This is a genomic window from Patescibacteria group bacterium, from assembly GCA_041651355.1.
In the GTDB taxonomy this organism is placed as follows: domain Bacteria; phylum Patescibacteriota; class Patescibacteriia; order Patescibacteriales; family UBA12465; genus JAPLVX01.
On sequence record JBAZJK010000001.1, the window covers coordinates 663,931 to 689,006 of the forward strand.

21 protein-coding genes and 3 tRNA genes are annotated in these 25,076 nt (G+C 42.8%); 5 read left to right on the top strand and 19 right to left on the bottom strand.

The window, feature by feature from the left end; translation table 11 throughout:
• The first annotated feature begins 21 nt into the window (after nucleotides 1-21).
• The gene (gene mgtA / locus WC441_03420) at nucleotides 22-2,562 is read left to right on the top strand and encodes a magnesium-translocating P-type ATPase (GenBank protein ID MFA5163554.1); all 2,541 of its coding nucleotides are present in this window, start codon (nucleotides 22-24) and stop codon (nucleotides 2,560-2,562) included.
• 77 nt (nucleotides 2,563-2,639) lie between these two features.
• The gene (gene typA, locus WC441_03425) at nucleotides 2,640-4,427 is read left to right on the top strand and encodes a translational GTPase TypA (GenBank protein MFA5163555.1); all 1,788 of its coding nucleotides are present in this window, start codon (nucleotides 2,640-2,642) and stop codon (nucleotides 4,425-4,427) included.
• A gap of 45 nt (nucleotides 4,428-4,472) precedes the next feature.
• Here typA and WC441_03430 read toward each other — a convergent pair.
• The 4 genes from WC441_03430 to WC441_03445 all read right to left on the bottom strand — a co-directional run bounded on the left by WC441_03430 (nucleotide 4,473) and on the right by WC441_03445 (nucleotide 7,700).
• Nucleotides 4,473-4,543, bottom strand: a tRNA-Gln gene (locus WC441_03430).
• A gap of 79 nt (nucleotides 4,544-4,622) precedes the next feature.
• Nucleotides 4,623-5,531 (bottom strand): permease-like cell division protein FtsX, encoded by a 909-nt coding sequence (locus WC441_03435; protein ID MFA5163556.1) that lies wholly within the window; start codon nucleotides 5,529-5,531, stop codon nucleotides 4,623-4,625.
• A gap of 8 nt (nucleotides 5,532-5,539) precedes the next feature.
• Complete coding sequence (gene ftsE / locus WC441_03440) at nucleotides 5,540-6,220, bottom strand: cell division ATP-binding protein FtsE (GenBank protein ID MFA5163557.1); 681 nt, start codon at nucleotides 6,218-6,220, stop codon at nucleotides 5,540-5,542.
• A gap of 4 nt (nucleotides 6,221-6,224) precedes the next feature.
• Nucleotides 6,225-7,700, bottom strand: a complete 1,476-nt coding sequence (locus tag WC441_03445; protein MFA5163558.1) for an RlpA-like double-psi beta-barrel domain-containing protein — start codon at nucleotides 7,698-7,700, stop codon at nucleotides 6,225-6,227.
• 50 nt (nucleotides 7,701-7,750) lie between these two features.
• On the opposite strand from WC441_03445, the gene WC441_03450 reads away from it, so the two are divergent.
• Both WC441_03450 and WC441_03455 read left to right on the top strand, forming a co-directional pair.
• Nucleotides 7,751-7,822 (top strand) — tRNA-Gly (locus WC441_03450).
• Between the two features lie 13 nt (nucleotides 7,823-7,835).
• Nucleotides 7,836-7,908, top strand: a tRNA-Thr gene (locus WC441_03455).
• Between the two features lie 6 nt (nucleotides 7,909-7,914).
• Here the strand turns inward: WC441_03455 and WC441_03460 are convergent.
• The 10 genes from WC441_03460 to WC441_03505 all read right to left on the bottom strand — a co-directional run bounded on the left by WC441_03460 (nucleotide 7,915) and on the right by WC441_03505 (nucleotide 17,431).
• On the bottom strand, nucleotides 7,915-8,343 hold the full coding sequence (locus tag WC441_03460; GenBank protein ID MFA5163559.1) for a septum formation initiator family protein: 429 nt from the start codon (nucleotides 8,341-8,343) through the stop codon (nucleotides 7,915-7,917).
• A gap of 97 nt (nucleotides 8,344-8,440) precedes the next feature.
• The gene (locus WC441_03465; protein MFA5163560.1) at nucleotides 8,441-10,054 is read right to left on the bottom strand and encodes a glycosyltransferase family 2 protein; all 1,614 of its coding nucleotides are present in this window, start codon (nucleotides 10,052-10,054) and stop codon (nucleotides 8,441-8,443) included.
• Nucleotides 10,055-10,061: 7 nt separating this feature from the next.
• Nucleotides 10,062-10,640: a 3'-5' exonuclease gene (locus WC441_03470; protein ID MFA5163561.1), complete on the bottom strand. Its 579-nt coding sequence runs from the start codon at nucleotides 10,638-10,640 to the stop codon at nucleotides 10,062-10,064.
• 59 nt (nucleotides 10,641-10,699) lie between these two features.
• Nucleotides 10,700-12,511 (bottom strand): type IV secretion system DNA-binding domain-containing protein, encoded by a 1,812-nt coding sequence (locus WC441_03475; protein ID MFA5163562.1) that lies wholly within the window; start codon nucleotides 12,509-12,511, stop codon nucleotides 10,700-10,702.
• A gap of 4 nt (nucleotides 12,512-12,515) precedes the next feature.
• Nucleotides 12,516-12,806, bottom strand: coding sequence for a hypothetical protein (locus WC441_03480; GenBank protein MFA5163563.1), 291 nt, complete (start codon nucleotides 12,804-12,806; stop codon nucleotides 12,516-12,518).
• Nucleotides 12,807-12,811: 5 nt separating this feature from the next.
• On the bottom strand, nucleotides 12,812-13,510 hold the full coding sequence (locus tag WC441_03485) for an anaerobic ribonucleoside-triphosphate reductase activating protein (protein ID MFA5163564.1): 699 nt from the start codon (nucleotides 13,508-13,510) through the stop codon (nucleotides 12,812-12,814).
• Nucleotides 13,511-13,546: 36 nt separating this feature from the next.
• On the bottom strand, nucleotides 13,547-13,687 hold the full coding sequence (nrdD, locus tag WC441_03490; GenBank protein ID MFA5163565.1) for an anaerobic ribonucleoside-triphosphate reductase: 141 nt from the start codon (nucleotides 13,685-13,687) through the stop codon (nucleotides 13,547-13,549).
• Nucleotides 13,688-13,794: 107 nt separating this feature from the next.
• Nucleotides 13,795-15,843, bottom strand: coding sequence for a ribonucleoside triphosphate reductase (locus tag WC441_03495; protein ID MFA5163566.1), 2,049 nt, complete (start codon nucleotides 15,841-15,843; stop codon nucleotides 13,795-13,797).
• Nucleotides 15,844-15,865: 22 nt separating this feature from the next.
• Complete coding sequence (gene nrdR / locus WC441_03500; GenBank protein MFA5163567.1) at nucleotides 15,866-16,324, bottom strand: transcriptional regulator NrdR; 459 nt, start codon at nucleotides 16,322-16,324, stop codon at nucleotides 15,866-15,868.
• 222 nt (nucleotides 16,325-16,546) lie between these two features.
• Nucleotides 16,547-17,431, bottom strand: coding sequence for a hypothetical protein (locus tag WC441_03505; GenBank protein ID MFA5163568.1), 885 nt, complete (start codon nucleotides 17,429-17,431; stop codon nucleotides 16,547-16,549).
• Nucleotides 17,432-17,623: 192 nt separating this feature from the next.
• Here WC441_03505 and WC441_03510 point away from each other — a divergent pair, with 192 nt between their 5' ends.
• Entirely contained in the window at nucleotides 17,624-18,175 is a 552-nt protein-coding gene (locus WC441_03510; protein ID MFA5163569.1) for a hypothetical protein, read from the top strand.
• 77 nt (nucleotides 18,176-18,252) lie between these two features.
• Here WC441_03510 and ftsZ read toward each other — a convergent pair whose 3' ends face one another.
• From ftsZ to secF, 5 genes are all read right to left on the bottom strand, one after another.
• Nucleotides 18,253-19,419 carry a cell division protein FtsZ gene (gene ftsZ / locus WC441_03515; protein MFA5163570.1) on the bottom strand — a complete coding sequence of 389 codons (1,167 nt, stop codon included), beginning with the start codon at nucleotides 19,417-19,419 and terminating at the stop codon, nucleotides 18,253-18,255.
• A 20-nt stretch (nucleotides 19,420-19,439) separates the two neighbouring features.
• Nucleotides 19,440-20,702, bottom strand: coding sequence for a cell division protein FtsA (gene ftsA / locus WC441_03520; GenBank protein ID MFA5163571.1), 1,263 nt, complete (start codon nucleotides 20,700-20,702; stop codon nucleotides 19,440-19,442).
• A gap of 106 nt (nucleotides 20,703-20,808) precedes the next feature.
• Nucleotides 20,809-21,630, bottom strand: coding sequence for a prepilin peptidase (locus tag WC441_03525; GenBank protein ID MFA5163572.1), 822 nt, complete (start codon nucleotides 21,628-21,630; stop codon nucleotides 20,809-20,811).
• 22 nt (nucleotides 21,631-21,652) lie between these two features.
• Nucleotides 21,653-24,049, bottom strand: coding sequence for an O-antigen ligase family protein (locus WC441_03530; protein MFA5163573.1), 2,397 nt, complete (start codon nucleotides 24,047-24,049; stop codon nucleotides 21,653-21,655).
• 91 nt (nucleotides 24,050-24,140) lie between these two features.
• Nucleotides 24,141-25,055, bottom strand: coding sequence for a protein translocase subunit SecF (secF, locus tag WC441_03535; GenBank protein ID MFA5163574.1), 915 nt, complete (start codon nucleotides 25,053-25,055; stop codon nucleotides 24,141-24,143).
• Nucleotides 25,056-25,076 lie beyond the last annotated feature (21 nt).

A 25,076-nucleotide genomic window follows, 5' to 3' on the forward strand; every position in this document is an offset into this window, starting at 1 on the left:
TAAATCTGCTATAATTTAATCATGGAAAAAATTTTTAAACTCCAAGATATCAAAGATAAGAAACCAGTCGAACTTTTTAATTTGCTAAAAAGCCGTCCGGAGGGTTTAAGCGAAAACGAAGCCAAAAAACGCTTAGAACTATACGGAAGCAACGACCTTAAAAAAAGACAAGAGATAAACCCGATAGTCAAGTTCGTTACCTACTTCAAAGACCCCATGATCATTATCCTTACCTTGGCTGCAATCATTTCGGCCGCTACTGGATCGAGCCGGAGCGCGATGGTAATAGGCGCGATGATTCTAATGAGCGTATTGCTAAATTTCTATCAAGAGCATAAATCAAACCGGGCTGCCGCTAAGATCGCTGCCCGGCTTAATATCTTCACCACCGCCCTCAGGCAAGGAAAAAAAAGCAAGATAGCAGCCCACACCGTAGTACCAGGAGACATCATTCTGCTTTCAGCCGGAGATATCGTGCCGTCTGATGGCATTATTCTTGAAGCCGATGATTTTTTTCTGAATGAATCCGTCCTGACCGGAGAAAGCCTACCAGTAGAAAAAAGCGCTGATCAAAGTCACAACCTAGTCTTTTCGGGGACGAATGTTGTTTCTGGCTTCAGCAAGATGTTAACGATAAAAACTGGAGAACAGACTGAATTCGGCAGCATCGCAAAAAATCTAGATAAAAAAGAGGAAGCTAACGCCTTCGAACTAGGTATTAAGAAATTCGGTTTCTTGATCATTCGGACTATAGCGATAATCGTCGCGATTATCTTTCTACTGAACGCCATCCTTAAGAAAGATGTCGTCGAATCATTAATCTTCTCAATTGCCGTCGCCGTCGGGGTGATGCCGGAACTCCTGCCGATGATTATTAGCGTTACCATGAGCCGAGGTTCAATCAGGATGTCTAAACGCGGCGTATTGGTCAAGAAATTAAATTCTATCCCGGACTTCGGCTCCATGGATATATTGTGCACCGATAAGACCGGCACCTTGACCCAGGATAAAATCACCGTCATTAAACACGTCGACCCCTTTGGCAAAGATTCGAGATCCGTCTTCGAAAATGCTTATATTAATGGTTATTTTGAAACTGGAATCAAAAGCCTTTTAGACCAAGCCATCCTTGACCATGACCAGATAGAAACGTCGTCGCTAAAAAAAATCGAAGAAATACCGTATGACTTCAACCGCAAGCGCTCGTCTATCATCTGTGCCGAAGGCAACAACTTAAAGATGATTAGTAAGGGGGCGCCGGAAGAAATATTTAAGATTTGCAGCTATTATCAAGAAAAAGAGGCTATCAGATCATTAGATGAAAGCGCTTTAAAAAAAGTTAAAGCCACCTATGACGATCTGAGTCGTGAAGGATTACGTGTTCTAGCCGTGGCGTCCAAAGAAATCAAGGAACAGAAAAAAGTTTATCGCGTCGACGAAGAGACGGGTCTTATCCTCCTTGGTTTCATGGCTTTCTATGATCCGCCTAAACTGAGCGCCAAGGAAACTCTTAAACTGATGAAGACTTACGGCGTAGAGATAAAGATCCTGACCGGCGATGCTCCCTTGGTCACGCAAAAAATATGTTCAGAACTTAATCTACAGGTCAAACAAGTAATCAGCGGTGACGAAATAGATCTTAATAAATTAAGCGATGATGAATTATTCCATAAAGCCAGGCCAGCCACTATCTGCGCCCGGCTTTCTCCTAGCCAAAAGGAACGAATAATCAGCGTCCTGAGGAAAAATAATCTAGTCGTCGGCTATTTGGGTGATGGTATTAACGACGCCCCAGCCCTAAAAAGCGCTGATGTCGGCATCTCTGTCGACAATGCCGTCGACGTCGCCAAAGAAAGCGCCGATATTATCTTAATGAAAAAGGGCTTACAGGAACTTATGGACGGAGTTATTGAGGGCCGCAAGACTTTCGGCAATACCATGAAATATCTCATGATGGGTCTAAGCTCTAATTTTGGCAATATGTTCTCCATGATTGGCGCCACTATTTTTCTGCCATTTTTCCCCATGACTGCCGGACAAATTCTGTTTAATAACTTCCTCTACGATGTCTCCCAACTATCCATCCCTTCGGACAGGGTTGATCAAGAATATCTGATCAAGCCGAAACATTGGGATATCCGCTTTATCAAAAGATACATGATCGTATTCGGCCCGATTAGTTCCCTGTTTGATTTTCTAACCTTCTTTCTCCTGTATAAAATATTTGCCTTGAGCGGCGGCGCCTTCCAGGCCGGTTGGTTCATAGAGTCGCTGGCCACCCAGACCCTGGTCATATATATTATCCGCACCAAGAAGATTCCTTTCTTGCAATCAGCCCCGAGCTGGGCTTTGGTTAGCACTACTTTAGCAGCGGTAGGCACCGGCTTGTTATTCGTCATGACTAATCTGAAACACATCCTAGGCTTTGACTCCTTAAGCACTCAAATCCTCTTGGTCTTAGGATTACTAGTAATATGCTACCTACTGATGGTAGAGATAACTAAAAGAATCTTCTATCATTACACCGAAGCCAAAATTCCTTCTATTTCTCACCTTAATTGACAGAAATTAATAATTTTGATAAAAAGAATAAACAAGTATTTTAATACTAGGCCGGTGGACCCGGTCTATTATATTTTATGGAAATCAGAAATATTGCCATTATCGCTCACGTCGATCATGGAAAAACTACAATCACCGATGCTCTCTTGCGCCAGAATGGCGCCGCCGATGATAGCGTCAGCATGGACAGCAACTCGCTTGAGCAAGAACGAGGCATTACTATCTACTCTAAAAATGCCAGTCTTTTTTATAAAGACACTAAAATAAATTTAGTCGATACTCCTGGTCATGCTGATTTCAGCTCTGAAGTCGAACGCATCTTACGCTCAATCGACTGCGTTCTCTTGGTTGTCGACGCTCAAGAAGGTCCGATGCCCCAAACCAAGTTCGTACTTAAAAAATCACTCGAACTAGGCCTCAAGCCCTTAGTAGCAATAAATAAAATTGATAAGCCAGCCGCCCGACCCAAAGCCGTAGAAGAAATGATTTATGAGCTTTTCTTGGATTTAGGAGCCAACGACGAGCAACTAAAATTCAAGACCGTCTATACCATCGGCCGCGAAGGCAAGGCCGGCTTACAGCTAGACCAGCTGGCCAACAACCTTAATCCAGTCTTAGATTTAATATTAGAGAACGTTGCTCCGGCAGCGACAGCGAGCATGCAAGAGGAACAGTTAGCTGCCCAGCCTTTCAACCTGGCTTATGATAATTTCTTGGGACGATGCGCTATCGCCAGGATATACAGCGGCAGTCTGAAAGCCGGGCAAAATGTCTATACTATTAAAATAAACGGCGAGACTCACGCTGGAAAAATTACTAAACTCTTCACCTTCAACGGCCTTAAACGTCAGGAAACGAACGAAGCTGGAGCAGGTGATATCGTCCTTCTCGCCGGCTTGCCGGATATTGATATCGGAGAGACAATCACGGATAACCCCGACCTCGAGGCCCTACCAGCTATCAACATCGACGAGCCGACAATCTGTCTCAGCTTCTTAGTCAATAATTCCCCTTTCGCTGGCCGGGAAGGAAAATTCGTAACTAATCGTCAACTCAAAGAACGCTTAGAAAAAGAGCTGGAGGTTAACGTCGGACTCAAGATAGATTTTTCGGACCCTAGCTTCTATAGGGTTTATGGACGAGGCGAACTCCATATCGCCGTTCTATTAGAAAATATGCGCCGCGAAGGCTATGAAATCCAGGTCTCCCAACCTCAAGTAATTATCAAAGAAAAAGACGGAGGCAAACAGGAACCTTTTGAAGAGGTTCTGATTGATATTCCTGACGCTTACACCGGTGCCATCATTGAGAGTATTTCTAAGCGTCGAGGACGTATGCTTGATATGAAAAGCCATAACGGCCAAACTCGTTTAATCTTTAAGATGCCTACCCGAGGGCTATTGGGCTACCGCAATGATTTTATCATTGCCACTCGTGGTGAAGGCATACTATGTTCTCATTTTACCGGTTTTGATGATTATGTCGGCGATATCGAAAAAAGTGAACTAGGCGCCATGATTTCGATGATAAGCGGTAAAGCCCTAGCCTATTCCCTTTGGAATCTACAGGAAAGAGGCGTACTTTATATTAAGCCCAACACTGAAGTCTATGAAGGCATGATCATCGGTAACGTTGCTAAAGGCAATGACATGACCGTCAATCCTATCAAAGGTAAACAACTAACCAATGTCCGCGCCTCTGGCACCGATGAAGCTATTATTCTGACCCCTCCTTGGGATCTCAGCTTGGAGAGGGGTTTAAGTATCATGAATAAGGATGAATATTTAGAAATTACGCCCCAGAATATCAGGCTTAGGAAACAAATCCTTAAAGAGGTGGACCGCAACCGAGCTAATAGAAAATAATTGAGATAAACAAAAACAGGCCCAAGAGGCCTGTTTTCAATTCCGCTGCGGGACCTGGATTCGAACCAGGATAAGCAGCTTCAAAGGCTGCCGTCCTACCTTTAGACGATCCCGCAAATAACAGCTAGATGTTATAAAAAATATCCGTAAAAGTCAACTGAAAATCGGATATTGATTATGGCTTATGTTTATAAGCTAGATCCTAGCGTATTTTCTAACCGCAAACAAACTGGCGGCTACGTTAATAAACAAAATCACTAAGAATTGCCAACCGAAAATAGGAAAGAATTTATCCAAGAAATAAGCGAGAATGTTAATATTATAACCAGCAAAAAAAGCTTCCAAATAAGGCTGTAGCAAACTCAAAAAGGGATAAAAGACGATAATTATCAAAAGCAAGCTGACTATAGTATAAACTAACGCGGAGGCTAGATAGGGCAAATAGATGAAATAATTTGAAGCGCCGACTAAACGCATGATTTCAATCTCCTGGCGATGAGTATAAATAGCCACTCTGACGGTATTATAGACAACCAGTAAGCTGGTCAAGAAAAATATAGAAATGAGCAAGAAACCAACCTCTTCAACCCGTTTGGTAATTCGATTGATCTTCTCTAATATCAAGGAGTTGTCAGAAAAATCTCGAGATTCAATTACTTCGCTATTAATCCTTTTCAGGCTTTCTATCAAAGCTTCGGTTTGGCTAACATCTTCAGGAGTGATCGTCAGGCTGGGTGACAGAGGATTTTGCCCTAACTCCCTGAGAGCGGCGATAACCTCCTGCTTGTCTTGATTCTGGGCGCGGAACTTTTCTAGAGCCTTATCTCTAGAGACATACAAAACGTTCTTAACGTTAGGCAAAGAGGCGACCTGATCCTTGACCGCGGCAATCTCGCTTTCGGTAGCCTCTGACTTAAAGTATAAACTGATATCCATTCGAGATTTGACCGCCCCGATTGCATTCTGACTAATAAGTTGGACGGTAATCAAAAGGTTGATGGATAACAGTGCTAAAAACAGAATCGTGACCGTAACGGCTGATAGCCAGACATTGCGAATTATATCTTGCAAGCTAAATTTTAAAACACGCCAAAAGAATAACATAATTTTCTTTACAATAAATATTTGCCCTGGGCTTGATCGCTAATGATCACGCCCTTTTCCATGGTAATCACACGACGATGTAAACGATTAACAATATCTTTATTATGAGTCACAAGAATAACGGTAGTGCCAAACTTGTTGATACGCAACAAAAGATTAATGATTTCTTCAGCATTGATAGCATCTAAATTGCCAGTCGGCTCATCAGCTAATAGTATCTTGGGCTGATGAACTAAAGCGCGGGCAATCACGGCTCTTTGCTGCTCGCCGCCGGAAACTTCACGAGGATAACGGTTGGCCTTATCTTCTAGACCGACAATTTTTAGGACGCTTGGTACGATCTTTTTAATCTTGCTCACCGGACTTCCGCAAACCTCCAGAGCAAAAGCGACATTCTCTTGCAAGGTTTTCTTAGGTAAAAGTTTAAAATCTTGAAAAATAACTCCGATTTGGCGACGCAAGAACGGCACTTCCCGCTTACTTATTTTGGTAATATCCCAATCACCAATAACTACTTGCCCCGAATCGATTCTTTCCTCGCCAATCAAGACTTTCACTAAAGTCGTCTTGCCCGCGCCCGACTGCCCGACAATCGAAACAAACTCGCCGGGACTGATATGCAAACTCAGGCCGTCTAAAACTTTAGAACGTCCGGCATAAGCCTTGGAAGCGTTAGAAATCTTAATCATAAACTTACTTATTTAAAATCCGACTACCAAAATTGATTAGCTGTTCATTATCGGCAAAGCTTTTTTGGCTACTAGTAGCCTTGAAATTCACGACAATCAAATTCCCCTTGGGCGTAGCCACTCTGGTCATCAAACAATAGCCGGCTTCATCCAGGTAACCGGTCTTAGAACCCAAGAACTTATACTTGCTAAGATCTAACAAGCGGTTAGTATTAGTTAAGGAATGCTTCTTTTTGGTATTCCTAGTACTGAACTGATATTTCCAGGTCGTACTGATCTTTTGCAAGGTGGCATTCTTAAAAGCTTCTTTAGTAATTATAGCATAATCCAGGGGTGAACTCATATTTTGCGGGGCTAAACCAGTCGGTTCAATAAATATCGTGTGATTAGCGCCAATCTTTTTAACCCAATCGTTCATCCTCTTAATAAATTCATCCCTCTTTAGACCGCTAACTCTCACCAAGGTCTCGACCGCGTTATTGGCTGACCCGATTAAGGCCGCATATAGGAAATCATTGATCGAAGCCGTTTCTCCATCTTTTAATTTCAAGAGAGCTGCTTCCCCGGGTTTGCAATACTTATAATTCATCTGTTCATCTTGTTTCTTATAAGCGACGACTTTCTTTAAATCGGGTTTAGTATCTAAGAAGATCTTCATGGCTGCTATCTTGGTCAAACTAGCCAAAGGCATGACCTGATCTTGATTCTTACCCCAAAGCAATTGGCCATCCGCCTCTTTGATGATGGCGGCAGCCACAGAGTAAATCTGGGGCTCGCTACTCAAGCTTGGCTTAATAAAATCATCTTCATACAAAGAGAAGCTTAAAGGCTCTATCCTGACAGAAATCAAACCCTCTTTAGTATCAGCAATTTTCTTGAAAGCTTCTTTATCCAAATCTACTACCCGGTCCGGGTGTTTTAAGCGATCGGGGCCGTAATCATTAATCGTGACGTCAACGAACTTGTTATTCTTATTATTATAGACCCTGATAACTGAGCCTTTCTTAAAATCAGGCGAGGCCGCAAAATTGCCTCCCTTATATTTATACCAACTAGCCGTGCCGCTGGTTAGGATCTGGGGCCGGGCAAAAACCGCGATCTTGCCTGATGGATAAGCGAATTGGGCTCGGACTTTGCTTTCACTAGGATAATCGATTGTATTAAGCGGTCGCCAAATATCTCCGTCCAAAAAATACATCTTCTTATAGCTGTTATTCTTGGGATAAGACATCTCTAGATATAAAGGAGAGCTGCTCGCGTTTATAACTGGGCTGGAGGAGGCGTTCAAGCTAAAATCATAAATAGGTCCTAGTTTTTCTAAATACCAAGGCCAAGAAGAGCTAGCTATCGACTCGCTCACTATCCAATCACTAGGCATCGTTCCCGGCAATTCCGGCCGTAAAGCCGCTGCCTGAACCTGAGAAGTAGTAAATAAAAAGATTAATAATAAAGCAAGGCTGTTTTTCAGGATATGTTTCATAAATTGACTTAAAATTTCAATTACGTTTATAATGGATAACAGGCAAGCAGGCGGGTGTCGTATAATGGTTATTATGTCAGCTTCCCAAGCTGAAGACGGCGGTTCGATTCCGCTCACCCGCTCTAAAAAATAAAGGCCGAGATAGCTCAGCTGGTAGAGCAACGCATTCGTAACGCGTAGGTCGTGGGTTCGACTCCCATTCTCGGCTCAAACATTATCTCTGCGTTTGAAAAAAATAACGCCACCATTTCGACCAATTACTACGAGTCGTCGCTGTTGTCGTCGTCGCTCCGCCATCATTTATAGCCTCGCTTTGGACAACCACGACTTTTTCTCCTGGCTTTTTCAGGCCCAAATTAAGACGAGCCTGCTCTTCCAAGGATTCGTTGGATTCTAAATAATCCAACATCGCGCTCAAATCTTTATTCTTACTCTCAAAGTCAGCGATTTCCTGCTGGATATCCTTAATTTCATTAGCTACCGCCCTTTGCTTGGCATAATTTTTCAGCAAAGGGACTAATATTATAAGCAAAAAAATCAAACCAATAAAAAAAACTAGGAGCTGGCTGGTCCAAAAATATGACAGGCGGCGACGCGGCAAGCCTTTGTTCTTGCCGATAAAGCTGGGCTTTGGATTATTCATGATAATTATCTTAAACAACTTATATATTATAATATAAAATCAAGAAATTGGCCAAAATAAAAATGACCCAGAAGGTCATTTTTGTTTTATCCTTGATTTAATTACTAATTTTACCTGATTCGTCTACCCGGGCCTTCGGAGTGACGAAAAACCCCATATATTTGCCACGCAAGAGCCTAACTTGGGCGTCAAGGCAAGGAATCGCGCCAAAAAGTATGATCGTTACCGGGACAAAAACCCATTCGATGACCATAAAGACATTCTTAATAGCTTTATAGCGGCGCGGCCGAGGCGGCAACAAGAGGGCCGAAATCAGGGCTGATAAAATCATACCCACCATGGCTAAATTCATCAAATTACGGCTAACCACCGGTAAATTAATAGATAGGACAGTGGCGTTAAAACGATCCCCTCCTAAAAGCATAGGTAACCAGCCGACGACCGCTATAATCAAGGCGCTCGTGGCCCAAGAATGGAAACCGTAAATTTGAATCAATATATGCTTCATCAGTTTCCGGTGATCAAGCTGGCGCCAGCGCTTAGTAGTATTAAATATCAAATAAGGGATATTTTCCGCCCCCCAAGCCCAACGGCGCTGCTGCTTATATAAATTAGACGCCGTCTGCCATAAGGTCTGATCCAGGGTAACATCCATCGAGACTGTATGATACAAAGGTTCGACCCGATAGTTGCCATTATAGTAAAGCAAACATTCCCAAAAAATACGGGAATCCTCACTAACCATGTTAGTCGACCAAAAACCTATATCAAGCAAAGCCTTGAAAGTCATGGAGTGGGAAGAATAAGTCACGAGCTTTTCCTCCCTGATCTGCATCATCATCTGCCAGAAGGTATTAGAGGAAGCAGCTAGACGCGAAAAGAAGGGTGCTTCCCAAATATTATTATGATAAACCGGAATTGGCTGATAAGAAGCCCGATAAGGTTCAGACACGCTGAGAAACTTATAAGCCAAGGCGTAAAAATATCCCGGACTGACAACCGTATCGATGTCAAAAACACTGACCAGGATGTTATCATAAGGCAACTGCTCGGGATCAATGATTTTAGCTTTAGCTTCTTTCATCGCCCAGGCCTGATTGGCGCCCTTGCCTTTAAGCTCGCCCGGAATGTCACCAGGATGGAAAGTAATTAAAAAATATTTAAAACGAGAAGAAAATTCTTGTTCAATAATCTTAGCCTTCTCTCGGGCAGAAACGCCAGCCCGATCCTCCATCGCTAAAACTACCAACATCCTTTCCCTGGGCCAAGAATCATTCTCAATCGCCCGCAAACAGGTTCGCAGTATTTCTAAGCTTTCCTGATAAGTCGGCAGGATAATTACCTGCCACAAATCTGAATGTTTCAAGCCTTGTTTGGCCAAACAATCCGCCGGCAAATCTTTTTGAGGATCGAGTGCAATCTGTTTTTCATCTAATAGGCGGCACTGTTCGCGCCAATTTACCCGCTTACCTTTCTTTAATTTAAAGAAGGAGGTGAGAAGATAAATAGCTAGATATAAAACTAATAAAAGCCAATAAACGTCAAAGGCGATTAAGAAATAAGCGACCCAGACTGGCTTAAAATAAGAAAAAATGATCAAAATTAAAAGCGTACCTAAGGATAAGAATCCAGGCAATATTTCTAATATTCGATAAAATTTCCGGTCTCTACCGGATAATTCCGTCGCTTTTCCAACTTTCAGGTAGTCCATAGACAAACTATAAATTTAAGACTCCCTTACTTTTTAACGCAAAAAGGCAACGAGCGCAAGCACTGACGTCGACGTCAGCATCATGAGCTTCGGCAAAATTTTCGCCGAACAATTTAAAATGCAACTCTGAAAGATTGGGCCATTTATATGAACCGCGCCCATTCGGCAAAGCACAAAAATTGGCGCTAGCTTTCATGGTGCAAATCTTCTTGGCTTCCTCCACTACATCCTTTATGCTGTGCCGCCAAAATTCGGCACCGATAATTTTTTCATCAAAGCTGATGTTGTGGCCGACTAAAAATTCCGCCCGCCTGACTTGAAGAGCAAATTTTTCTAAGACCTGACGCAGATCTTCACCGAGCCTCAAGGCCTGTTCATGGCTGATCCGGTGGATACGCGTCGCCTCTTCCGGTATAACAAAACCGTCTGGACGGATAATATGGTTATGCTTCTCCCATAAATTTCCATCAGCATCATAAACCTGCCAAGCCAGTTGCACGAGTCGCGGCCAATTATCAGAATCACTGACCGGTGCTTGGTAATTCTTCGGTAAGCCGGTAGTTTCCGTATCAAACACTAAATACATAAGCTGATAATAATAATTCCGCGCGAGCGCGGAAATTAAAAAATAAGATTATTAGGATCTTAGTCCTTAAAAACCACTTCCTCCCCTTCACTAAAATCTTGACCACTTAATCTAGGCGCTGGAGTAACTACGCTTGGCTTAGATTGTGGTCGCGAAGTCTTTTCCGGCCGACCCCTAAAATCCAGGGGTTGGATATTCTTCAAATCTTGCAAAGACAGGCTAGGGGCATTATTTTCTAAAGATAGTTTAGCTAATTCAGCCTGTTTGGCAAGCTGCCTGGCTTCTAGCTCTTGTTTCTTATCTTGCTTTTTCTTACTCAAACAATCCTTGCAGAAGATTGGCCTGATTCCATCCGGCACGAAAGAAACTTCGGTAATCACGCCACAAGCTGAGCACTCAGCTTTAATACCACCCTGACCCTTAGTTCCGACAGTCTTGGCGCTTCCCCTGTCTTGACTAACGACTTTCGGCGCAGTTACCGGCGTCGCGCTTAATGATTCTAATTGTTTCGGAGATAAAGTAGCCGGACTCTTCCTCAGCTGGAAATTATCTTCATTAGGATTAATATTTTTTACCACTGTCATGTTTTCTTCATAGCTCTCATGCCAGTTCATAATCTTCTCTTCCACCGCTTCCCGTTCGGAAGCATACTTCTCTCGAGAATAATGAATGACTTTCTCGGTGTTTCCCGTCTTTTCTTCCCTAGTTAAGGGCGGTAAACCGCGAGCAGAAAAAGGGTTGGAAGAAATGCCGTCGATCATCAGCTTCAAATACATCTCGTATTTAGGCAAATTAACCAAGTCTTCTTCGGTAAAAGTCGGAGTAAACTCCTTGACCAATTCTTCGGCATCAGTCGCTCCCACTCGGAAGACGACCATCGTGCCGACATTACCAAAAACAGCCGGTCGCACCTTATCGCTGAGCTGTTCGATATACTGATGGGCCAAGATCAAATTCAAACGGTATTTACGGGCTTCTGATAAGATATTAGCAAAGCTATCGGTCGAAAAATTCTGAAATTCATCAATATAAAGATAGAAGTCGCGCCGATCCTTCTCGGGCACATCCACCCGGCTCATGGCCGCTAACTGAATCTTGGTAATCATCATCGCTCCCAAAAGAGCCGAATTATCTTCGCCAATCCTGCCCTTGCTTAAATTCATGATTAAGATCTTTCCGTGATCCATGATATCACGGATATCAATGGCTGACTTGACTTGGCCGATAATATTTCTCATCAAAGAGCTGGACAAGAATTGGCCGACTTTATTCTGGATAGGAGAAACAGCTTCCGCCGCAAACTTATCCGCATAGGAAGCAAATTCTTTCTCCCAGAAAGATTTGACTACTGGGTCCTTAATGTTAGCTACGACGCGTTTTCGATAGTTCTTATCGGATAACATTCTGACTACCCCTAAAAGAGTAGAACCGGGAAAATCTAAAATCGCCAAAATAGCATTACGCAAGATATATTCTAGACGTGGCCCCCAAGAATCAGCCCAAAGTTTTTGAAAGACTCCGATCAAGCCAGAAGCCACTAGATGGCGCAAATGGGCATCAACTTGTTCGACTACGTTAAAGGCAATCGGGTAATTTATATCTGAAGGATTAAAATAGACTACCTCGTGAATCCGATTGCTTGGAATATACTCGATAATCTTTTCTGCTAGATCGCCATGAGGATCTACAACCGCCACGCCGTGTCCGGCCCGGATATCATCCACGATCATATTCTCTAGAATGGTTGATTTACCCATACCAGTTTTCCCAATCAAATACATATGCCGACGTCGATCGTCAGTTTTGATGCCGAATTTCTTAAATTCGTTACGAAAGGTTGTCTGCGCAAAAAAAGCTATTTCTTGAGGCATAACGCTATCTTAATAAATTATCAGGATTCTCATTAGCATTAAGGCTGGTGGTGCCGCTATCTAAGCCATAAGCAGCTAGGAGATCTCTAAAAAGGGGCGGTAAATATAATAAGCCCCAGACGATCGGGATGACGATCAAAAACACCTTGACCCAGCCGATAATCTTTTGCCAACGGACATAGGTCTTAACATAGCGAGACAATTCCAAAATTTCTTGACTCACCGCCAAGTTTTTTTCTAATAGAATTCTCATGTCTTCTGACTCAGTAGAGAGACGAGATTTCACATCTGCCATAGATTTTAGTTTCTTAGTTCGCAAAGTTCGACAAACGCCTGGCCTGCTTTAGCCATCGCCCGCATTTCCTGGGCAGAAAAAGGACGAGCCGACTCATAATCCGGATTAACTAAATCCGTATCTGACTTAAAAGATTGTAAATACCACTTGCTAGCACCTTTAATCAGCTGTCCCATCGCAGGGATATCGCTAGCTTCAATCAGCCCCGGAACCAAGGTTGTACGGAACTCATAGGGCAAACCGCTAGCCATTATTATTTTAACACTTTTTTTTATATTATTACAGTTAACTGCTACGCCAACGCTAGCAGAATATTTTTCTAAAGGAGCCTTTAGGTCCATAGCAATATAATCGAGCAGCCCATCCTTGATCAATCTCTCTAAAACCTCGGGATTAGTGCCGTTAGAATCAAGCTTCACTAAATAACCCAGATCCTTTACCGTCTTGATAAACTCGGGTAAATCAGGATGCAAAGTCGGTTCTCCGCCAGTGATGACCACCCCCTCTAACTTGCCTTGGCGGCTTTTTAAAAAAAGAAAAAGGTCTGACTCTTCAAGAGCCGGACCTTTTTCCTTATTAGGTAAGACAAGCTGGGGATTATAGCAAAAGTGACAGCGAAAATTACAACCTTGGGTGAAGATAATCGCGGCTAAATGCTCGGGGTAATCTAATAAGCTCAATTTTTCTAAACCGCCGATTATCATATATTTAAAAAGCTAAAAACTTACCTGGACAGTCCTCTATTTTTCACAAACCTTAAAAGTCTTCCGATCCTTATACTCGGCCGCTTTGCCTTTGTTGTAATTCTGAACCGGGGTTAACCAACCGACGACACGGCTGTAAACAATGCATTCTTGACGTTGAGTTTGCACAGGGCTCATATTTTTTAATTTTGCCTGGGATGAATGCTTCAAGGATTCCGTTCTCAAACCATTAACCCAAACTTTTATTTTATTTATAATTTTTATATTAATTCAATGATAGCAAGCTAGGCTTCTACTCTGACCACCTCTTCATGCTTCAAGTCTTCCTGATAACCGATTTCTTCATCGCATTTAGGGCAATACTTATGTTCACCCGATAAATAGCCGTGTTTAGGACAAATTGAGAAAGTCGGAGTAATGGTGAAATAAGGCAAACGGTAATTTTCGATGATTTTACGAGCTAATTTCTTAGCGGCTTCACCATTATTCAAGCGTTCCCCTAGGTAACCGTGCAGAACCGTGCCGCCCGTATACTTTACTTGGAGCTCATCCTGTAGGTCTAAAGCAGAAAATATATCGTCAGTATAACCGACCGGCAAATGCGTAGAATTAGTATAATAAGGATCGGCCTTCTGGTTCTTGACTGCATTATTATTGGCGCAAATGATGTCAGGATAAATCTCTTGGTCCTTCTTGGCAAAACGATAGGTGCAACCCTCACCCGGAGTCGCTTCCAGATTGTATAAATTATTAGTTTCGTTCTGATAATCCATTAATTTTTCTCTCATGAAATCCAGGGTTTCAGCGGCGAACTTATGACCTTCGGGCGTTGTAATATCCTGGCCCAATAAATTAAGGGCGCATTCATTCATGCCATTAATGCCAATGGTATTGAAGTGATTCTGCCAATAAGTGCCGAATCTCTGATAAATCCCATCGAGGTAATACATAGAATAGGGATAGAGACGATCCTTAGTAAACTTCTCAATTACCTTGCGTTTTATCTCTAAACTTTCTTTAGCTAAGTCCATGAGATCGACTAAACGTTTTCTGAATTCATCTTGATCCTTGGATAAATAGCCCAGGCGAGCCAGATTAATAGTTACCACCCCCAAGCTTCCGGTCAGCGGATTGGCGCCGAACAAGCCGCCACCGCGCTTTCTTAATTCCCGGTTATCGAGGCGTAAGCGGCAGCACATTGAGCGGGCGTCATCGCGCTTCATGTCAGAATTAACAAAATTGGAAAAATAGGGGATGCCATACTTAGCGGTCATTTCCCATACCGGCTTCAAACATTCCCTGTCCCAATCAAAATCCTTATCGACCGTATAGGTAGGAATCGGGAAACCGAAGACGCGCCCAGTCGAGTCGCCTTCGAGCATAACCTCAGCGAAGGCCTGGTTGAACATATCCATTTCCGCCTGAAAATCCTTATATTTTTCTGGCATTATCTTGCCGCCGATAATCACATTTTCCTCTCCGACTAAAGGAGAAGGGGTTACATCCATTGTAATATTAGTAAAAGGAGTCTGAAAACCGACGCGAGTCGGGACGTTAATGTTAAACATGAATTCTTGCAGACTCTGCTTGACGTCCTTATAGCTCAAATTGTCATAACGGATAAAAGGAGCGAGATAGGTGTCAAAATTAGCGAAAGCTTGAGCGCCGGCAGCCTCACCCTGCATCGTATAGAAAAAATTGATAATTTGGCCTAAGGCACTACGGAAATGCTTCGGGGCATTACTTTGGACTTTTTCCCGGACACCTCGGAAACCGCGAGTTAAGAGGTCTTTTAAGTCCCAGCCGCAACAATATGGAGCGAGCAAACCTAAATCATGGATATGGAAATCACCGTTGACGTGGGCCAAGCGAATCTTCTCTGGATAAAGCTTATTCAGCCAATAACGGGCCGAGATGGCCGAGGCTACGTAATTATTCAAGCCCTGGACGGAAAAGCTCATGTTACTGTTCTCTTTTAAGCGCCAATCCGATTGTCCCAGATAGCTTTCCATTAATTTTTCGTCCTCGGTCGCCTGATTGATATCACGGAGCTGGCGATGCTGATCACGATAGATGATAAAGGCTTTGGCAATCCGGGTTTGTTTCTCTTCAATCAAGGTTTCCTCGACTAAATCCTGGATTTCTTCAACCGCGGGAATACTATTCTTATGAAATTTAATACGCAGCTTCTCTACTACCTTATCACTCAACTCTTGATAAAGAGCTTCGTTATTAATACCAACCGCCATCGCCGCATTTTTGATGGCTTTGGTGATTTTTTTCTGGTCAAAAGCGGTAATATCGCCGGACCGTTTACGAATCTGGGTGATCATTTCAAGCATAGGGATTTTGAAATTATTTTTTATCTTTAATTAGCTTATTAAGCTCCTTCTTGAATTCATGGGCGTCCTTAAAAGACTCATAGACGGAAGCATAACGGATATAGGCGACTTGATCGAACTTTTTCAGGCTTTTCATAACCACCTGGCCGATCTGGCGCGAGGTGATTTCTGATTTTTGGAGCTTTTGCAGGTCCCGCTCGATATTATGAATTAATTTTTTGAATTTATCTTCGGTAATCGCCCTTTTTTCTAAGGCTTTCTTTAAACCGCTGGTTAATTTTTCCCGGCTATAAGCCTCTCTCCGCCCATCCCGCTTAACTATCACCAAATCTAGGAGCTCAATCTCCTCATAAGTGGAAAAGCGGAAATCACATTTCAAACACTCGCGGCGGCGGCGGATTGAAAGTCCGTCGGCCGCTACCCGTGAATCGATTACCTTGGTATCATGATAGTAACAAATCGGGCATTTCATAGGCTTTTTACCATATTTAGTGGCCTCTTTAGGCTTCAAACACTAAATATTGTGGTACACCTATATTTTAGCAAAATTGGGAATAAGGGTCAAATAGGCTAATTTTCCTGAAAAAATAATATTTTTTACAAAAAATCATAAATTCTGTGGATAACTTAAACAATCTTTACTAATAAAAAAAGAGGCTCCTGTGTTATTCAGAAACCTCGTGGGTTATTGTTTTTAAGATCGCCATAATTGATATAAATTAAAGAAATCTACGCCCACTTCAATTACGTGGAAGGGCTGGCCGAAATCGGTGCCATAACGAAGGCGATACTGGAGGTTGAACGCCTCTAGATACCTATCGCCCTTCATGAAGGAAAAAGCTATGCCCGTACCATATTCAAATAGGTCTTTACGGCTGCCACCATCATATAAATATCCAAGTACAAGCTTGGGTTCCAGCCGCCCGCGGCCTGAATGTATCTTTTTTCCGGTAGATTCGGCTTGTACCTTGAAATAGGTCTTATTCGTGGCTTTAAAGTTTAGCCATTCGTCCTCGATAATGCCTGTTCGTTTAGACCAGAAAGGCTTTTGGTACATAATGTTAACCTTATAGCTTCTAAACCAACGATTAAGATTGTCGTTGATATTAGCTCCGAAGACGCCATAAAAACCATAATCCTTTTGCCAGGCTTGATTAATATAACCACGATCATGGCCGTAATCTCTGAAAATTTTAAAACCTGGTTGAGCCCAGAATGAATAGGAGCGGGTTACGCCCCACTTGCCCCAACCATCAAGAGCTGGCCCGAGGGTAAACTCGGTAGCCACGAAATCATAATCATTAAAGCGTACATATACTCTGGTGGTATTAGTAAATACACCCCAACGCATACTGCCTTTCTTGGCCATCAAGCCTAAGCAGGCATAGGTATAGCCGCCAGAACCGCTGTAATCAAACATGTAGCCGCTACCGATAAAAATGCTCGGTTCCAGCACCGTACTGTCAGCCGGTTTAACGCTTGGCGGCCTGATAGAATCCTGAGCAAACAGGATATTAACTATAAGCATGAACATAGACGCCATCGCCAAGGACATGCAAAATTTAAGGGTTTTCTTCATTATTTCCTTCGTTTTAAGTTACTATTATAGGGTTATTAAAGATCTATTTATAATCTATAAGATAGAATGCATGATAATACAATATAAAATATAAAATATAAAATGTCAATAGTAATTAATAATTGACATAAAGCCAAAAAAACAATAAGCTGATATATTAAAAGATCTTTCTAAACAACAAAAACCGATATAATGAAAAACATTCTTCTAATCACCGTTTTGGCCGTCTTTTCGGCCTGGTCCGCTCGGGCCCAAATCGATTTTAAAAACGCCTCAAAGGAGGAAGTTGCCAAATTCTATGCCTCCCTGCCAACCGACAGGGTTCTGAAAGATTTCAGGCTTAATCCGGAAATCAACCCGGAGGTAAAGGTGCTAGACGCTGACTCCAGTACTGTTATTAAAGCTAAAGGAGAAATCCTGTACGAAGAGAGGTGGCTCTATTCCTATTACCTCCAAACCATTGCTCCGACCGGTGTTTACCATGGCTGGGTCGATCAGGGCAAACACTACGTCCTAATGATTTCTGCCAACCGACAAAGAGGCCTTATTTTCCTCAAGACAGCGAAAGGCTATGAATCCCTGGCTCCTAACGATATCGCCTGGATAAGGGGCAAGCTGTTCGAGCTTAAAGACGCCGGCCAAGGCCTGATAATCGCTCGCATTATCCATGTTCCTAGTCAAAGGATAAGTGATTCATTCATCGTCATTGATCTTGTTTCTAAAAACGTGGAAACGTTTGACTAAATTGGTAAGCTCCTAAAAAGGGGCTTATTTTAAAAGAAGGCCCTTTGAGAGCCTTCTTTTGAAAATTTAGAAATTTCTTAACCCATCTTCTTCCGAATAAATGCTGGCACGCTCAAATCATCCTCTTCCTGTTTCTTCTCCGGCTTCTTTTCTATAACTGGCCTATTCTGGATGTTCTTAAAAATCGAAAGCTTGCTTTTCTCTTCTGGCGCCGTTTCTTTTTCTATCTCCTTCTCCATAAAAGCGCTGGGGGTATAGGCCTTGCTTACTTCCAATTTTGGACTACGTCCCTTGCCGTCAAAACCAGTAGCGACGACCGTAATCTTAATCTGATCTTTAAGCTTTTCATCAATAACTGCTCCGAAGATGATCTTGGCTTCATCGTCAGCCGCCGAGGTAATAACTTTAGCCGCTTCACTGACCTCGTTCATGGTCAAGTCTGTGCCGCCAGTAATGGTAAAGACGATACCCCGAGCACCATCGATCGACATATCTAACAGATTGGAATTAATAGCGGCTTTAGCGGCTTCAATCGCCTTGTTCTCACCGCCAGCCTGGCCAATACCCATCAAAGCAGAACCAGCATTAGCCATGACCGCCTTAACGTCGGCAAAATCAGCATTAATGATGCCAGGAACGGTAATAATTTCGGCTATTCCCTGGACACCTTGGCGCAAAACATCATCAGCGATCGTAAATGCCTCTAACAGCGAGGTTTTCTTATCAATAACCTGTAATAATTTATCATTAGAGATAGTAATTATCGTATCAACTTTATCAGCCAGCTCAGCATAGGCCCGATCGGCAATATTTTTCCTCTGGCCACCCTCAAACACAAAAGGTTTGGTAACAACCGCGACTGTCAGGGCCCCTAAGTCACGAGCAATCTGGGCTACTATCGGCGAAGCGCCTGAACCGGTGCCACCGCCCAAGCCGCAGGTCACAAAAACCATATCACAATCCTTTAGGGCCTCTCTCAGGTCATTCTGAGACTCTTCGGCCGCCTGGCGGCCTAAATCCGGGTTCATACCCGCTCCTAAGCCCTTGGTAACAGTCTTTCCGATATGAATTTTCTCTTTGGCTTTATTATAATGCAAAGCCTGGATATCCGTATTAACAGCCACGAATTCCACCCCCTTGATGCCGGCCTCAACCATACGGTTGACGGCGCTTCCGCCGCCGCCGCCGACGCCGACTACCTTTATTTTAGCAAAGGTCTCTACTTCTGGTTTTACTTCCGCCATAAGTTTATATTTAATACTTTTTATTTTGGCATTATTTTCTGGAAAAAGCCTTTAGTTTTTTCGAATATCCCTTTTAGATTCGGCTTAAAGCCAGCTCCGCTACCAGCCGCTCCATTTTCACCGCTGCCACCCCAAACTACCAAGCCTAAAGCGGTCAGAAACTCTGGATGCTTAACCTTATCAATAATTACTTTCGTATTTCTAGCCTCCCCATTGCCAGCCGGTAAACGCAATTTCTTTTTGGCAATATCGATTAACCCGTTAAGTTCGCTGCCACCACCGACGAAGACTACGCCAGCTGGCAACATCCCGGCTCGGTCGATCTTTTTAAATTCATGCTCCACTTTTTCTAAAATTTCTTCCACCCGAGCCTCGATAATTTCAGCGACATACTTACGGGAAATCAGGGAAATATCATCATGAACCTCTTCTTCTTTAACTAAAGCGCTGATATCAACCTCTTCTTTGCTAGAAAATACTGCCGGATTTGCCTGGCCATATTCCTTCTTTATCCTTTCCGCTAAGTTGATTGGGCAACGCAAGCCAATAGCAATGTCGGAAGTAATATGTTCGGAACCGATTGGCAAAATAGCCGTATGGATCAAGGTCCTTTCTTCATAAACAGCTAGCGAGGTGGTCGAAGACCCGATATTAACCAAAGCCACCCCCAGCTCCTTCTGCTTTGAGCTTAAAACTGCCTCAGCCGCGGCTAAGGGAGCCAAAACCAAATCCTCAATCTCTAAACCGGTCCGATATATAGCCTTAGTTAGATTTTTAATCTGCGTACTTAAGCCTTGGACTATTAAAGTTTCCACTTCCAGCCGGATGCCACTCATGCCAATCGGATCTTTGATGTCAGCCTGATTATCAACCGCGAATTTAACCGGCAAAACATGGAGTATTTCGTAATTGACCGGCACGGCTAAGGCTCTGGCGGCTTCGACAGCACGCTCCACGTCATTATGGCTTATTTCGCCGTCGCTTTTAGAAACGGCTACCACGCCTTTGTTGCGCTCGCACTTGATATAAGGATCATTTATGCTAACCCAAACGCTAGAAATAGGCACGCCAATTAAACGCTCCGCCTTTTCCAAACAAGCAGAAATAGAAGAAGTTGCCTCCTCGATGCTATTGACTATTCCTTTACTAACGCCAGCGGTCGGCACAGACACAGCGCCAATAATCTGTAATTCATCACCAGCCAAACCGGAAACCTGTTGGCCGATAACTAAACGGATAGAGGTTGAACCAATGTCTAAACCGGCGATAATGTCATTTTTCATAGACACTTTAATACCGAGCCGGCTTGGCCGGGTCGGTGTTTTATTTATATAAGCTAATTATACTAAATTTTATAAATTTTAACAATAAAATTCTCCGCCCTGGAGGCTAGGCTCTAAGGGTCAGATAGTAGCCAATGATTGCCTGCCCGAAAAGCAGGATAATTATGGCTCCAATAGCCAAAAACACACCTAAAGGCAGCTTAGAACCCCATTTTTTCCGACCGCTTATCATTAAGGCTAAGCCCACCAGGGAGCCCAGAAAATAAGAGCTAATTATCATCAGCCACCAGCTGGGCAAATCAGGAAAGATAAAACCTAATAATAAGCCTAGCCAAATATCACCTTCCCCCAGGCCGCGACGCCGCGTCACTACAAATTGGAGCCAAAAAAAGCCAGCGCTGATAAGGGCAAAAACCAAGGAACTCAGCCATCCCAAACCCAAAATAATATTTAAAATAAAAATTATAACAGCCGCCGGCCAAATAACTAGATTGGAAATAAGATACCAGCGTAAATCATAAACCAAGACTATCATCATGGCAGCGATAATGAAATAATCTCGACCCAAAGACAGATAAAAACGAGCTGAGCTAAGATGGAATAAGATGTCGCTTGAGGTGTAGGCGCTTAACTGCGCCCAACCACCAAAATTCTTAATACCCGCTAAGACAAATAAAACCCCTGTCAATAATTCAAGCGCTGGATACTGCCAAGAGATCCTTTTATGGCAATGACGGCAATGTCCGCCTAAAATAATGTAACTTAGCAGCGGGATATTATCATACCAAGCGATCTGGTGCCGGCATTCCGGACAATATGAACGTCCCCAAAGGCTCTCTTCCTTATATAAGCGCCAAATCAGACAATTCAAAAAGCTGCCAATAACCAGACCGAAAACAAACATCGATAATAATAAGAAGAAAACCATAAAAATTTAAATTAATAAACTGTTATTTTAAATATAGTTGGCGTAAAGATTCTAAGTCCGGATTATCCGGCGACAGCTGGAGCGCTTTATTCAGATAATCAAGAGCCTTAACTTTATCTCCCGCCTCACGATAAGAGAGACTGATAGCCAGCGGCCAAGCATAATCTCCCGGGCTGCGCCTAAAGCCTAATTCATTATAATAGACCGCCTTAACAAAATCGTGACGGAGGTAGTAAGTATCAGCGATATTTTTATAGAGAGTGAAGTCGCTGGGATTAGCTAAATAAGCCTGATGATAATGCCTGGCTGCTTCAGAATAATCGGCCCGCTGGAAATTCATATCCCCCCATTCTTTCTCTAAACGATAACGGTAAGTTAGGGCGACCTGGCGATGCTGAAAATTCATTTGCGGATCAGCTACATCGGGCATATGTTGGAGCGCTAAGCTAAAATTGTTTTCTGCCTGCGGCCAATCTTTTTTCAAACCAGCAATCCGCGCTCCGTCCAGATAGGTCTGGGGTAAATTGGGCCCTAATTTGCTAGCTGATTCCCAGTCTTTGTCGGCTTCGCTAAAATTGCCCAAGACAGCGCTCGCCTTAGACCTAGCTAATAAATTTTCATAACCCCAATCGGGTAAAACCGGAATCGCTTGGGATAATTTAATAAGGCCGAATTTCTTTACGCTTAACTCAGAGATTGATGGCCAATCGCTACTTAGTTGGTTAGCAAAGATTTGGCGGTAATAGACCTGGTTATTAGGGCTAGTACTAGTGTGAACCAAGTAGTTATCCAAAATATAAGCGGTAAAGTATTTTTTATCAAACAGATTAAAATATAAGGCATTAAAATAATGATCGGCGATCAGGATCTTGACCTGGAAAGCCATCTGCCAAGTCGCCATGACTACCACGGCGATAGCCAGTAAAATCTTAAGTTCTTTTTTCATTTCTCCACCTAGAATTACCTGGCGATGCTTTAATCTTTTCGATAAATTCTCTAAGCGCTGGCGGATTAGCTGCGGCCACAAACCCGGCTCTTGGCCTGCTTGCTGATAAGAAACGTGCAAAGCCACTAAAACCGCTAACAAGGAGAAGAAATAAATGTTACCGCTGACGAAAGAAAAACCAAAAACCAAAGAAAGCAGGTAGGACAGGATGGCAAAGGCCAAGCTTTGATTAAGAAAATAATCATCCCCAATCTTCAAATTATCTTTTAACAGGCGCCAGATGAAATAGAACAAAACCAACCAGGCACATAATCCAACGAGTCCGCCAGCCAAAAGTATGTCTAATAATAAATTATGAGCGCGATCAGTGTAGGCATTTATATTCCCATCCGCGCCCCATTGAGGCTGATAAGCGGCTAAAAACACTTGGGAATAATTTTCCAAGCCGTGTCCTAAAATTGGGTGCTTGGCTATCGCCGGCAGACTTATGTCCCAGAAACGCAAACGAATAGCGACACTACCTGATTGGAAGCTAAACATGGCCGATAATCTCCCGTCTGAGATCTTATTAACTCCGAAAGCCGACAAAAATATTAGAATTAGGGCAAAAATAGAGACAAGCAATTTTCGGCTTTTCGACCATTTAAGCCTGCGCCACAGATACAACAAAAAGAATAAGCCGATACTGACAAACAAGGCGACCCAGGCGGCGCGGCTAGCGGTAAAAAGCAAGCAGATGGATTGGAGAATCAGGGCTAAAGCTGGAAGAAGCTTTCGCCACAAACCCCTGTTTTTCACTAGATAATAAAAACTAAAAGGAATGTTAATCAGGAGCCAAGAGGCTAAAAAATTAGGTTGGCCGAAAGAAGAAAAAGTCCGCCTAGTAATAAGAGGCGGTTCCGGCCAGCTTAAGAAATCCAAACCCCAGAATTGCATGATGCCATATAGGCTGACCAAGCTCGAACTAACCAGGATAGTAATGAATAATCTCTTTAAATTCCTGTTTACCCTAGCTTTCAAGCTAAGCTCTTCCGTCTTATTCAGAAAAGAGTTATTCAGGCTTAAAATATTAAATACTAGCAAAATAAACCATAAAAAATAGAAAAGGTAATTCACTAAGCCCTCCTGGCGCGCATAAGAACCCCAAAAGCTAAGACCAATATTAGAAGAACATAAGCAAATTAGAGCCAGCAAAGAAACAAACAAGATTGGAGCAATAAAATAACGTCCAGCCAGGCGACTAAGACTTGGCTCGGCCTTAAAAGGAGAAAAAGGATAATAAAATATTATCCTTAGTAGGCTCAGAGCAAGCAAAAAAAGAACTCCTATCCGGAAAAGCACCAATTTATCAAGTTCAAAAATATTATAGGTCGGAAACAGGATTCCGAAATATAGAGGAACGCCAAAAACCAGGGCTAAAGCACTGACTTCGCTGAGCATATCCAAAATATCGCGTCCGAAAAATTTTTTCATAAATGGCTAGCTTAAACTATTCTGATTATAACACAAGTAAAAAAGAGCTGGTATGGCCAGCTCTTTCTATATTTAACACTATCAGACTGAATTACTTACCGCGCTTAGCTTGTAATTTCTCCCAAACTACTAAAACTGGACTGGCGATGAAAATCGAGCTATAAGTACCGATAAAGATACCGATCGCTAGAGCCAAGGCGAAATCCTTGATGGTAGCACCGCCAAAAAACAAGATGGCTAATAAAGCTAAGATAGCTGATAAAGAGGTGTTAACGGAACGAGTAATAGTTTGGTTGACGCTGGCGTTAACCGTGCCTTCAAAATCTAGGCTACTCTTGGGCAGATTCTCCCTAATACGATCAAAAACGATGATAGTATCGCTGACGCTGTAGCCCAAAACCGTTAAAACCGCCGCGATAAAAGGAGTATTTATCTCTATGCCGTAGAAATGTCCTAAGACAGAAAAGACTCCGAGGATAAATAAAACATCATGGATCAAAGCGATAATAGCTGCCGCGCCATATTTCCAAGAAGAAACCGGCTTGGACACCTTACGGAAGGCGTAGGATATATAAAGGATAATGACGATTAAGACTATAAAAGCAGAATTAAAGGATTTGCTTTTAAGCTCTTGGCCGATCGAAGGACCGACAGAATCAAAGCTTAGCTCCTTGATGCTAGCATCCTTATTATTTTTAACTGCTAAATCCTTAAGCATGCTCAATACCTGCTGATGCGCTTCCTCGTTATTTTCTTTAAAACGTAGGATAACTGAAGATTCGGTGGGTTGGATAACAAGATTGTGCAAATTAGCATCCTTGAGACCATCCTGGATTTCGGTAATCTTGGGTTGGTAGTTCTTAAACTCTACCTCCATCAAACTACCTCCGGTGAAATCGATCCCGAAGTTAAGGCCCCAGAAAAACAGGGCACAAATCGAAGCGATGGCCGCCAGGGTAGACAGGGACAAAAAGATTTTTCTCTTTTGAATAATTTTATACACCATATATTTCTTATGAATATGCGA

Excerpts from the sequence above, each read along its gene's own strand:
- mgtA (MFA5163554.1), top strand. The coding sequence starts at position 22 with ATGGAAAAAATTTTTAAACTCCAAGATATCAAAGATAAGAAACCAGTC.
- WC441_03505 (MFA5163568.1), bottom strand. The coding sequence starts at position 17,431 with ATGAAGAAAACCCTTAAATTTTGCATGTCCTTGGCGATGGCGTCTATG.
- typA (MFA5163555.1), top strand. The coding sequence starts at position 2,640 with ATGGAAATCAGAAATATTGCCATTATCGCTCACGTCGATCATGGAAAA.
- WC441_03460 (MFA5163559.1), bottom strand. The coding sequence starts at position 8,343 with ATGAATAATCCAAAGCCCAGCTTTATCGGCAAGAACAAAGGCTTGCCG.
- ftsZ (MFA5163570.1), bottom strand. The coding sequence starts at position 19,419 with ATGGCGGAAGTAAAACCAGAAGTAGAGACCTTTGCTAAAATAAAGGTA.
- WC441_03445 (MFA5163558.1), bottom strand. The coding sequence starts at position 7,700 with ATGAAACATATCCTGAAAAACAGCCTTGCTTTATTATTAATCTTTTTA.
- WC441_03495 (MFA5163566.1), bottom strand. The coding sequence starts at position 15,843 with ATGATCACCCAGATTCGTAAACGGTCCGGCGATATTACCGCTTTTGAC.
- WC441_03475 (MFA5163562.1), bottom strand. The coding sequence starts at position 12,511 with ATGCCTCAAGAAATAGCTTTTTTTGCGCAGACAACCTTTCGTAACGAA.
- nrdR (MFA5163567.1), bottom strand. The coding sequence starts at position 16,324 with ATGAAATGCCCGATTTGTTACTATCATGATACCAAGGTAATCGATTCA.
- nrdD (MFA5163565.1), bottom strand. The coding sequence starts at position 13,687 with ATGAGCCCTGTGCAAACTCAACGTCAAGAATGCATTGTTTACAGCCGT.
- WC441_03525 (MFA5163572.1), bottom strand. The coding sequence starts at position 21,630 with ATGGTTTTCTTCTTATTATTATCGATGTTTGTTTTCGGTCTGGTTATT.
- WC441_03485 (MFA5163564.1), bottom strand. The coding sequence starts at position 13,510 with ATGATAATCGGCGGTTTAGAAAAATTGAGCTTATTAGATTACCCCGAG.
- WC441_03465 (MFA5163560.1), bottom strand. The coding sequence starts at position 10,054 with ATGGACTACCTGAAAGTTGGAAAAGCGACGGAATTATCCGGTAGAGAC.
- WC441_03470 (MFA5163561.1), bottom strand. The coding sequence starts at position 10,640 with ATGTATTTAGTGTTTGATACGGAAACTACCGGCTTACCGAAGAATTAC.
- WC441_03435 (MFA5163556.1), bottom strand. The coding sequence starts at position 5,531 with ATGTTATTCTTTTGGCGTGTTTTAAAATTTAGCTTGCAAGATATAATT.
- secF (MFA5163574.1), bottom strand. The coding sequence starts at position 25,055 with ATGGTGTATAAAATTATTCAAAAGAGAAAAATCTTTTTGTCCCTGTCT.
- WC441_03480 (MFA5163563.1), bottom strand. The coding sequence starts at position 12,806 with ATGGCAGATGTGAAATCTCGTCTCTCTACTGAGTCAGAAGACATGAGA.
- ftsA (MFA5163571.1), bottom strand. The coding sequence starts at position 20,702 with ATGAAAAATGACATTATCGCCGGTTTAGACATTGGTTCAACCTCTATC.
- WC441_03530 (MFA5163573.1), bottom strand. The coding sequence starts at position 24,049 with ATGAAAAAATTTTTCGGACGCGATATTTTGGATATGCTCAGCGAAGTC.
- ftsE (MFA5163557.1), bottom strand. The coding sequence starts at position 6,220 with ATGATTAAGATTTCTAACGCTTCCAAGGCTTATGCCGGACGTTCTAAA.
- WC441_03510 (MFA5163569.1), top strand. The coding sequence starts at position 17,624 with ATGAAAAACATTCTTCTAATCACCGTTTTGGCCGTCTTTTCGGCCTGG.